General features: G+C 65.9%; 10 protein-coding genes. 5 read left to right on the forward strand and 5 right to left on the reverse strand.

The window, feature by feature from the left end; all coding sequences use genetic code 11:
• On the forward strand, window positions 1-724 hold a 724-nt coding region (locus tag A5652_RS06800; RefSeq protein ID WP_067348190.1), incomplete at its 5' end, for an FAD-dependent monooxygenase.
• A 46-nt stretch (window positions 725-770) separates the two neighbouring features.
• On the opposite strand, the gene A5652_RS06805 is transcribed toward A5652_RS06800, so the two are convergent.
• A complete protein-coding gene (locus A5652_RS06805) occupies window positions 771-1,916 on the reverse strand; it encodes a thiolase family protein (protein ID WP_067348193.1) in 1,146 nt (381 codons plus the stop codon).
• A 16-nt stretch (window positions 1,917-1,932) separates the two neighbouring features.
• Entirely contained in the window at window positions 1,933-2,346 is a 414-nt protein-coding gene (locus A5652_RS06810) for a Zn-ribbon domain-containing OB-fold protein (protein WP_067348196.1), read from the reverse strand.
• A 150-nt stretch (window positions 2,347-2,496) separates the two neighbouring features.
• Here A5652_RS06810 and A5652_RS06815 point away from each other — a divergent pair, with 150 nt between their 5' ends.
• Entirely contained in the window at window positions 2,497-2,790 is a 294-nt protein-coding gene (locus tag A5652_RS06815) for a putative quinol monooxygenase (RefSeq protein ID WP_067348201.1), read from the forward strand.
• A 7-nt stretch (window positions 2,791-2,797) separates the two neighbouring features.
• On the opposite strand, the gene A5652_RS06820 is transcribed toward A5652_RS06815, so the two are convergent.
• Together A5652_RS06820 and A5652_RS06825 are read right to left on the reverse strand one after the other, a co-directional pair.
• Window positions 2,798-3,781 carry an LLM class F420-dependent oxidoreductase gene (locus A5652_RS06820; protein ID WP_067348202.1) on the reverse strand — a complete coding sequence of 328 codons (984 nt, stop codon included), beginning with the start codon at window positions 3,779-3,781 and terminating at the stop codon, window positions 2,798-2,800.
• Between the two features lie 26 nt (window positions 3,782-3,807).
• Entirely contained in the window at window positions 3,808-4,344 is a 537-nt protein-coding gene (locus tag A5652_RS06825; protein ID WP_067348203.1) for a TetR/AcrR family transcriptional regulator, read from the reverse strand.
• An 80-nt stretch (window positions 4,345-4,424) separates the two neighbouring features.
• On the opposite strand from A5652_RS06825, the gene A5652_RS06830 reads away from it, so the two are divergent.
• The 3 genes from A5652_RS06830 (at window position 4,425) to A5652_RS06840 (ending at window position 7,193) form a co-directional block, all read left to right on the forward strand.
• On the forward strand, window positions 4,425-5,633 hold the full coding sequence (locus A5652_RS06830) for an FAD-dependent monooxygenase (protein ID WP_067348209.1): 1,209 nt from the start codon (window positions 4,425-4,427) through the stop codon (window positions 5,631-5,633).
• Window positions 5,634-5,701: 68 nt separating this feature from the next.
• Entirely contained in the window at window positions 5,702-6,562 is an 861-nt protein-coding gene (locus A5652_RS06835; RefSeq protein ID WP_067348204.1) for an LLM class F420-dependent oxidoreductase, read from the forward strand.
• 25 nt (window positions 6,563-6,587) lie between these two features.
• Complete coding sequence (locus A5652_RS06840; RefSeq protein ID WP_067348205.1) at window positions 6,588-7,193, forward strand: bifunctional 2-polyprenyl-6-hydroxyphenol methylase/3-demethylubiquinol 3-O-methyltransferase UbiG; 606 nt, start codon at window positions 6,588-6,590, stop codon at window positions 7,191-7,193.
• Window positions 7,194-7,264: 71 nt separating this feature from the next.
• Here the strand turns inward: A5652_RS06840 and A5652_RS06845 are convergent.
• Window positions 7,265-9,193, reverse strand: a 1,929-nt coding sequence (locus A5652_RS06845) for a 3-hydroxyacyl-CoA dehydrogenase NAD-binding domain-containing protein (protein WP_067348206.1), incomplete at its 5' end; no start/stop codon positions are given.

The following is a 9,193-nucleotide window of genomic DNA, read 5'->3' on the forward strand; positions in this document are numbered from 1 at the left end:
GGATACCACCCGCGCCAACGAGCAGGTCGAACTGTCGCGACCCGCCGCGCTCGAGGGTGACCTGCACGCCCGAGTCGCGGCGTTCGAGGCCGAGGGCTATCAACCGCGTGATGAACTCGTCTACGTCGCGCACACCATGCCCGGGCGCATGATCGCACGATTCACGATGCGCGACGAGAAGACCATGTTTCTTTTTGTTTTCACCTCTGATCACATGAGCGGCCCCGATCCGCAGGATGTGCCACATGCCAAGACGACCCTGCATGAGGTTTTCGGCAACGCGGGCTGGGAATGTCCGGAGATCTTGCGCAAGCTCGACGGGACCTCCGATGTGTACTTCGATCGCGTCAGCCAGATCGTCATGGACCGCTGGTCGGATGGACGTGTAGCGCTCGTCGGTGACGCCGCGGCCGCGGTCTCGCTGCTGGCGGGTGAGGGAACCGGTCTCGCGATGGTGCAGGCCTACATACTGGCCGGCGAACTCAATGGCGCAGGAGCCAATCACCAGGATGCGTTTCGTCGCTATGAGCGGCAGCTGCGTCCGATCGTCGAGGCCAGGCAGCGGTCGGCGCGGGCCTTCGCCACGATGTTCGCGCCCAAGACGGCACTGGGCGTGTGGACCCGCAATCAGGCGTCGAAACTGCTGAACATTCCGCGGCTGGCCGCCTGGGCCGTCCGCAGCGAATTCCGCGACGACATCGCGTTACCCGAATATGCCGCATAGCCGGCCGACTGCGATTGGACCTGAGAAGGGTTTGGGGCGCAGTCGATTAGAGCGACAGGATGGTCGCCGACGCGGTGCCGGGGGCGCCGTATACCTGGGCCAGTCCGACGCGCGGGTTGCCGGGTACCTGACGGTCGCCCGCCTCGCCGCGCAGCTGACGCACCAACTCGTGCATCTGCCGCAGCCCCGATGCGCCGATCGGCTCGCCGTTGGCGATCAGTCCGCCATCGGTGTTGACCGGCATCGAGCCGTGGATCTCAGTCGCGCCGTCGGCCAGTAACTTCTCCTGCTCACCGTCGGCACACAGGCCGGTCTCGGCCATGTGGATGACCTCGTTGCCGGCGTCGGTGTCCTGCAGCTGGGCGACGTCGACGTCCTCGGGCCCGATGCCCGCGGCTTCGTAGGCCGCCTTGGACGCGTAGACCGTCGGGGAGACGTCCTCGTCGAGCGGTGCGAAGGTGGCATGCACCTCGTACGCACCGAATGTGCGGGTGCGGATCTCACAGGCGCGCACGTACACCGGCTTGTCGGTGAACTTGTGTGCGATGTCCGCGCGGCACATGATGACGGCCGCGGCACCCTCGTCGGGCGCGCAGAACATGTACTGCGTCAACGGGTAGTTGAGTACGTTCGAATTGAGGATCTCCTCGACCGAAATCTCCTTGCGCCGGAAGGCATTCGGGTTCAGCGCGCCGTTGCGGAAGTTCTTGTTGGCCACCCGCGCCAGCGTCTCCTGGGAGATGTTGTGGTCGTGCAGGTATTTGTTGGCCTTCATCCCGAAGAACTTGGTGGTGACGAACTGACCGTTCTGCGCGTACCACTGCGGCAGCGCCAGCTTGGCGGGGTCGTCGGTGAATGCCCCGCGGGGGTGCTTGTCCAAGCCGAGGGCGATGCCGATGTCGTACTTGCCCAACCGGATGGTGTCCGCGGTCTGCTGAATGGCACTGGCCGCGGTTGCGCAGGCGTTGAAGACGTTGGTGAAGGTGATGCCGGTCAGTCCGACCAGGCGGGTCACCGCGTCCGGGTTGGACACTTCGTGACTGCCACCGAAGCCGAACTGGATGTCTTTCCACTCCACACCGGCGTCGGTGAGCGCGCTTTGGATGGCTTCGGCGCCCATCTGCATCGCGGTCTTCTCGAACCGGCCGAAGGGATGCAGGCCCACACCGATGATCGCTACATCGTTGGTCATCTCACGCTCCTTCTGGCTAGACCGGCTGGAAGGCGAACGTGATGATCTCGTTGCCGTCCGCGTCGGTGGTGAAAGGCACCATGGTGAGCTCGACCTCCTGGCCGAACTTCAGCTTGGCGGGGTCGTTCTCGGTCAGCCGTCCCTCGACACGGATGACGTCACCGAGCTGGACCAGACCCACGCCGAACGGCACGAAGTCCTTGCCAGTCGGGCCGGCGTACGGGGCGCCGGGCGGAAACCCCTGGGTGGTCCAAGCGACGACGGTGCCGGTCCGCGGCAACAGCACGTCGCTCATCGCGCCGCCGCTGCACCGCGGGCACCGCTCCTGCACCGGGAAGGTCGTGGCGCCGCAATCGCCGCACCGACTGCCGATGAGCTGCGGGTTCTCGTCGGGCCAGGTTGAGATCTCGGGAGCGAGTGCCTTCTGCATTGAGGGATCCTCCAGGAACGTGCACGGTGCGCCAAAAGAACAATTCTGACTGAACCGTATAACAGCTTTCCGAAAAGTGGAAACCGCATTCTCATCATCGGGAGGACGGGCGGGCCGACGGCGGACCGGGCCCGACGATATGTTGGGCCGATGACGGTCACGGTGATACTCGAGCTCAGATTCAAGCCCGATGAGGTCGCTGCGGGGCGCGAGCTGATGGGCCGGGCGCTACAGGACACGCGGGCGTTCGACGGCAATGTGCGCACTGACGTGCTTGTCGACGAGGACGACGAAGCGCACTGGCTCATCTACGAAATTTGGGAGACGGTCGAAAGCGACGAGGCCTACCGCGCGTTTCGCGCCGGCGAAGGCAAGCTCACGCAGCTTCCTCCGCTGCTGGCCGCGCCTCCGGCCAAGACCAGGTACCTCACCAGCGACGTGTGACGCGCTATCAGCTCAGCGCGGGAATGACCTCCCGTTCGAACAGTTCGATGCCCGACCGGTCGTAGGCGGCCTCGGGGAAGTAGCAGATCGCGTACTCGCACCCGAGGTCGCGGACCTTGGCGATCCGTTCGATGACTTGTTCCGTTGTGCCCGTGGCCCCCTCCGAGCCGCCGGAGAGCATGGCATCCGCCGCGGCTTCGGGGACATAGCGCGAGATTCGGTCGCGTATCCGCCGCCGCCGGTCTTCGACGTCGGCGTCGGAGGCGCCGATGATTGCGCTGAAGTTGGCCGAGCGCACGATGGCGTCAAAGTCGGTGCCCACGCGACGGCAGTGCTCGGCCAGCACATCCGATTTGTGTTTGAAAGCCTCGAGCTCCGGCGTGAAGTTGGTGTATTGCGCGTACTGCGCGGCGATGCGCAACGTCACCTTCTCGCCGCCACCGGCGATCCAGAAGGGAATTCCCCCGTCCTGCAACGGCTTCGGCTCGACGATCGCGCCGTCGACCTGATAATGCTCGCCGTCCAAGCTGACTTTGCCGTCGCGCCACGCATCGCGCATGATCTGCACGCCTTCTTCCAGCCGGCCCAATCGCACGCCCGCTGAGGGGAACCCGTAACCGTAAGCGCGCCATTCGTGTTCGTACCAGCCGCCGCCGATGCCCATCTGTATGCGGCCACCGGAGATGACGTCGGCCGTCGCGGCGACCTTGGCGAGGTAGACGGGGTTGCGGTAGCTCATCGCCGTGCACATCTGGCCGAGTTTGATCCGCGACGTGGTGGCCGCGTAGGCCGCCATCAGTGACCACGCTTCGTGCGTCGCCTCGCCCGTCGGCATCGGCACGGTGTGGAAGTGGTCGTAGACCCACAGCGAGTCCCACGCGCTGTTATCGGCGTAGGTGGCCAGGTCGCGCATCACCGCCCAGTGCCTTTCGGGTTCGATGTCGACCAGATCCATCCGCCAGCCCTGCGGAATGAAGAGTCCAAAGCGCATAACTAGGGACTTTAGCCCGCATCAGGTCAGCCACCCAGCGCGTCGAGCGCGGCCGCAACCGACTTCTCGCGTAGCTCTTGGTAGGGCGCATCGGGAAACTGCACGCAGCAATCCTGCAAGCCGCCGAACGCGACCACCGCCCGAGTGGACTGCGCGAGCGTCGGCTTCTTGCCGAACACCAGCCTGGCCAGCCGCTCACGCCACGCCAGCACGGTGTCGATGAGGTCGAGGTCGATCAGCGTCGACAGCTCGGTCAACAGCAGCACCAGGTCCCGGCGGTGCCGGTAGTGGAAATCGAAATAACCCTCCAGCAGCTCGCGCGCATCGTTGCGGCGGCGCCGCTCGTGCTCGGCGACGAAGCGTTCACCCTCGTCGATCAGCGGCACCAAGATGCTGCGCACCAGGTCTTCTCGTGAGGGAAAGTGGTAGTACAACGCGGGTTTGGTGATACCCAGCTGGTTCGCGATGTCCTGCAGACTCGTGCGCTGCACGCCGCGCTGCAGGAAAAGCTCGCGGGCGACCTCCTGGATGCGCTCACGGGTATCCGATCGGGGCCTGCTCACCCTCACGAGTTTATCTGACTTACCGATAGGTAAGTGGGATGTTACGCTTACCGAACGTTAAGTAAGCGTGGGAGGTGATCATGCGCATACTCATCTCGGGCGCCAGCATCGCGGGCCCGGTCCTGGCGTACTGGCTCACCCGGTACGGTTTCGACGTCACCGTGGTGGAACGCGCACCGACGCTGCGCAAAACCGGTGGCCACGCCGTCGACTTGTTCCGTCCCGCAATGGAAATCTCGACGAAGATGGGTGTGCTCCCGCGCATCGAGGAGCGGGCCACCGGAACGCAACGGTTGACGATGTACCGCGAAGGGCGGACGAAGGCCATCGAGGTCGACCTCACCAAGATCTACGCCGCGACCTCCGATTCGCACGTGGAAATCATGCGCGACGACCTGAGCGAGATCTACTACGACGCCGCCCGCGACGATGTCGAGTACGTGTTCGGTGATTCCATCACCGCGATCGAGCACGACGGCACCGTGACATTCGAGCGTTCGCCGGCGCGTACCTTCGACGTCATCGTGGGCGCCGACGGCCTGCATTCCAACGTTCGGCGCCTGACCTTCGGCGGGGAGGCCAGCCTGACGCGTTTTCTCGGCGGATACCTGTCGGTGTTGTCGGCACCCAAGGCGCTGGTCGAATCCGGCGAGATGGTCGGTCATGTCGGCGTCGGCCGCTTCGCCGGAATCTATACGGCGGATCACCTGGACGACGCCCGAGCGGTATTCCTGTTCCGCAGCAACGAGGAATTGGACTACGGGTATCGTGATGCGTTGCGGCAGAAGGAAATACTGCGTGAGGCATTCGGCGGAATGCACGAACAGGTGGACACCTGGCTGGCAGAACTGGAGCGCACGCCCACCTTCTACTTCGACTCGATCACCCAACTGCGCACCGACCGGTGGTCCCGGCGTCGGGTCACCCTGGTCGGCGACGCGGGATACTGCCCGGGACCCGCGGTGGGCGGCAGCACCAGCCTCGCCGTCCTCGGCGCCTATGTGCTGGCCGGCGAACTCGCCGAGGCGGGCGGCGACCACCTGCGCGCCTTCGCCGCCTACGAACTGCGGATGCACGAATCGGTGCAGCGCAGCCGGACGTTCGCCCGCGGCGCCGCCAAGGGCATCATCCCGGGTTCGCGGATCGGAGTGTGGGCGTTAACCCGTGGAGCCCAGCTGATCTCGGCGATGCCCGGGGCGCTGTCCCGGTCTGTGGCGAAGCTCAACACCAAGGGCGTCCGGATGCACGATTCGATGCCGGTGCCCGAATACTCCGGAAGCGACGTCTGACAGCATGACGTGTAGGGCCGCGGCCCCGTGCCGCCGCCGCAGGCGCGCGCCAGAAGGAAAGGCTTCACATGGAACTGACCGGTGTCGGAATCTGGAGCAGTCAACTGCGCTACGGCGACCCGGCCGAATCCGCCGAGGCCGCAGCCGAACTCGACGAACTGGGGTTCCCGGCGCTGTGGATACCCGACGTCGGCGGGCCGGTGTTCGATGCGGTGGGGCATCTGCTCGCCGCGACCAAGCGGGCCGTAATCGCCACGGGAATCCTGAATCTGTGGATGCATTCGCCCGGCGACGTCGCCGAGTCCTACGCGACCCTGACCGCCGAACACGGTGACCGCTTCCTGCTCGGGATCGGCGTCAGCCACGCCCCGCTGATCGATGCCGGACAGCCCGGGCGGTATCGAAAACCCCTGGCGGCGACCGCATCCTTCCTGGACGCCTTGGACGCCGCGCCGCGGCCGGTTCCCACCGAGCGCCGGGTGCTTGCCGCGCTGGGACCAAAGATGCTGACTTTGTCGGCGACCCGCGCGGGCGGCGCCCACCCGTACCTCGTGAGCCCTGTACACACCGCCTCTGCCCGTTCGACTTTGGGCCGGGGTCCGTTGCTGCTACCGGAACAGACGGTAATCCTGACCGACAGCGCCGACGAGGCCCGCGCGATCGGAACCGATTGGCTGCGGGCCTATTTGGCCTTGCCCAACTATGCCAACAACCTGTTGCGCAGCGGCTTCTCCGAAGACGACCTGTCACAGGTGAGCGATCGGCTGTTCGACGCGATCATCGCGTGGGGTGATGAAGAGGCCATCATGCGCCGCGTCACCGAGCATCGTTCGGCGGGCGCCGACCACGTCTGCGTACAGGTGTTGGGGGCCGATCCGCGGGCATTCCCGCGGGAGGAATGGCGCCGCATCGCCGCAGCCTCCAAGTGAGCCGCCTATGGGCTTAGGGTGGGCTATGGCTTCCAAACAAACGCTGTTTCGGATCTTTTATCGCATCGGGTTCACCCCATGGGATGGTCATCCCCTCGCGCAGAGCCTGCGGGGCCTGGTCGAGGGAACGGGTGACTCCGCGGCGCTGCCCGCCGGGTCGGCCCTGGAGGTCGGCTGCGGCACCGGTGACTGCTCCATCTATCTCGCCCAACACGGCTGGAAGGTCACTGCCGTCGACTTCGTGGCCAAGCCACTCGAACGCGCACGTGCCAAGGCAACCGCGGCCGGCGCAGCCGTCGAATTCCTTCGGGCCGACGTCACGCAGCTGAGCCGGGCAGGCATTGGCGCGAACTTCGAGTTGATCGTCGACAACGGCTGCCTGCACAACATGAGCGACGCCGATCGCGACGCCTACGTCCGCGAGATCAGCGCCCTGGCGGCACCGGACGCAAAGCTGCTGATCGTCGCATTCGTCCCGGGCGGCCGTGTCGGCGTGCGCGGAGTCGACCGCGCCGAGATGGAACGACGATTCACGCAGAGCTGGACGCTGTTGTCGGCCGGCCCCGAACGCGAGCTGGACCGCGCCGAGAAGACTCCGGCGTGGTATTACCTATTCCAAAGGCGCCGTTAGCCTTTCGTGGCCACCGCACGCAGAAGCCCCCGAAACGTCGTTGTTCCGGGGGCTTTTGCGCCTGCGCCAGGCTAGCTCAGCGACGCCGGCGGCAAGAAGCGGTCGCCGTACCTGGCGGCCAGTTCCTTGGCCCGGGCCACGAAGGCTTCCTTACCGACACCGTGCGCACCCTCGTAACCTACAATGAACTGCGCGCTACCACCGGTGTACGGCGGGAAGCCGATGCCCATGATCGACCCGATGTTGGCGTCGGCGGTCGACGTCAGCACGCCCTCGTCGAGGCACTTCTGCGTCTCGAGCGCCTCGGCGAACAGCATGCGATCGATCATGTCCTGCAACGGGATTTCCGCGCTGCCGGACTTGAACGTCTCGCGCAGGCCCGGCCATAACCGGGTCCGCTTGCCGTCGACGTACTCGTAGAAGCCGGCGCCCTTCAACCGCGAGGGCCGCTCCAGCTCGATCATCTTCTCGACGACGGCCTCGGCCGGGTGCGGCTCGTACGTGCCGCCCGCGTCCTCGACACCCTTGCGGGTGGCCGTCGCGATCTTATGCATCAGCTCCAGGTTGAGCTCGTCGGACAGCTGCAGCGGCGGTGCCGGGTAGCCGGCCTGCGAACCGGCGTGCTCGACGCTCGCGGGCTCCACGCCCTCGCCCAGCATCGCCAGCGCCTCGTTGACGAAGGTGCCGATGACACGGCTGGTGAAGAACCCGCGGCTGTCGTTGACCACGATCGGGGTCTTGCCGATGGCCAGCGTGTAGTCGAACACGCGGGCCAGCGCCTCGTCAGAGGTCTTCTCGCCCTTGATGATTTCCACCAGCGGCATCTTGTCGACCGGCGAGAAGAAGTGGATCCCGATGAAGTCCTCCTGCCGCTTCACGCCGGTCGCCAGACCGGTGATCGGCAGCGTCGAGGTGTTCGACCCCAGCAGCGCGTTGGGCTCGACGATGTCCTCGATCTCCTGGAACACCTTGTGCTTGAGTTCTTGGTTCTCGAACACCGCCTCGATCACGAAGTCGACGCCCTTGAGGTCGGCCGGGTCGGCGGCCGGAGTGATGCGTTCCAGCAGCGCCTTGCTCTTCTCCTCGGTGGTCTTGCCCCGCTGAAGTGCCTTGGCCTCAAGCTTTTCCGAGTAGCCCTTGCCCTTCTGGGCGGCCTCGAGGCTGACGTCCTTGAGTACGACCTCGTAGCCGGCCTTGGCCGACACGTACGCGATGCCAGCGCCCATCATGCCCGCGCCCAGCACACCGATCTTGTTGATCTTGACCGGCTCGATGCCGTCCGGCCGGGAACCACCGCCGTTGATGTGCTGCAGGTCGAAGAAGAACGCCTGGATCATGTTCTTGGCGACCTGGCCGGTGACCAGCTGGGTGAAGTAGCGGCTCTCGATGCGGCTGGCGGTGTCGAAGTCCACCTGCGCGCCCTCGACCGCGGCGTCCAGGATGGCCCGCGGCGCCGGCATCGGCGCGCCCTTGAGCTGCTTCTTCAGCAGCGCCGGGAACGCCGGCAAGTTCGCCGCCAGCGCGGGGCTGGCCGGAGTGCCGCCGGGCATCTTGTAACCCTTTTTGTCCCAAGGCTGTTCGTGTGAATCGGGGTTGGCCTTGATCCACGCCTTGGCGGCGGGCACCAATTCCTCGACCGAACCGACGAGCTCGTCGATCAGGCCGGTCTCCTTGGCCTTGTCGGCCTTGAAGCGGGTGCCCTGCGACAGGATGTTCATGAACGCGTTCTGGATGCCGAACATCCGCACGGTGCGGGTCACCCCGCCGCCGGCGGGCAGCAGGCCCAGCGTGACCTCGGGCAGGCCGACGACCAGGCCCTTGACGTCCGCGGCGATGCGGTGGTGACAGGCCAGCGCGATCTCCAGGCCTCCGCCCAGCGCGGCGCCGTTGATGGCCGCGACGACCGGCTTGCCGAGGGTCTCCAGGGCGCGCAGGTCACGCTTGACCGACTCGACGGTGTCGAACGCCTCGCCGGCGTTCTCCGGGCCGAGGTTGATCAT

Source organism: Mycobacterium sp. 1165178.9 (assembly GCF_001673555.1).
Lineage (GTDB): Bacteria > Actinomycetota > Actinomycetes > Mycobacteriales > Mycobacteriaceae > Mycobacterium.

What these genes read in the sequence shown, in the direction of transcription:
- A5652_RS06835 (WP_067348204.1), top strand. Translation starts at nt 5,702, where the DNA reads ATGGAACTGACCGGTGTCGGAATCTGGAGCAGTCAACTGCGCTACGGC.
- A5652_RS06820 (WP_067348202.1), bottom strand. Translation starts at nt 3,781, where the DNA reads ATGCGCTTTGGACTCTTCATTCCGCAGGGCTGGCGGATGGATCTGGTC.
- A5652_RS06830 (WP_067348209.1), top strand. Translation starts at nt 4,425, where the DNA reads ATGCGCATACTCATCTCGGGCGCCAGCATCGCGGGCCCGGTCCTGGCG.
- A5652_RS06810 (WP_067348196.1), bottom strand. Translation starts at nt 2,346, where the DNA reads ATGCAGAAGGCACTCGCTCCCGAGATCTCAACCTGGCCCGACGAGAAC.
- A5652_RS06815 (WP_067348201.1), top strand. Translation starts at nt 2,497, where the DNA reads ATGACGGTCACGGTGATACTCGAGCTCAGATTCAAGCCCGATGAGGTC.
- A5652_RS06805 (WP_067348193.1), bottom strand. Translation starts at nt 1,916, where the DNA reads ATGACCAACGATGTAGCGATCATCGGTGTGGGCCTGCATCCCTTCGGC.
- A5652_RS06840 (WP_067348205.1), top strand. Translation starts at nt 6,588, where the DNA reads ATGGCTTCCAAACAAACGCTGTTTCGGATCTTTTATCGCATCGGGTTC.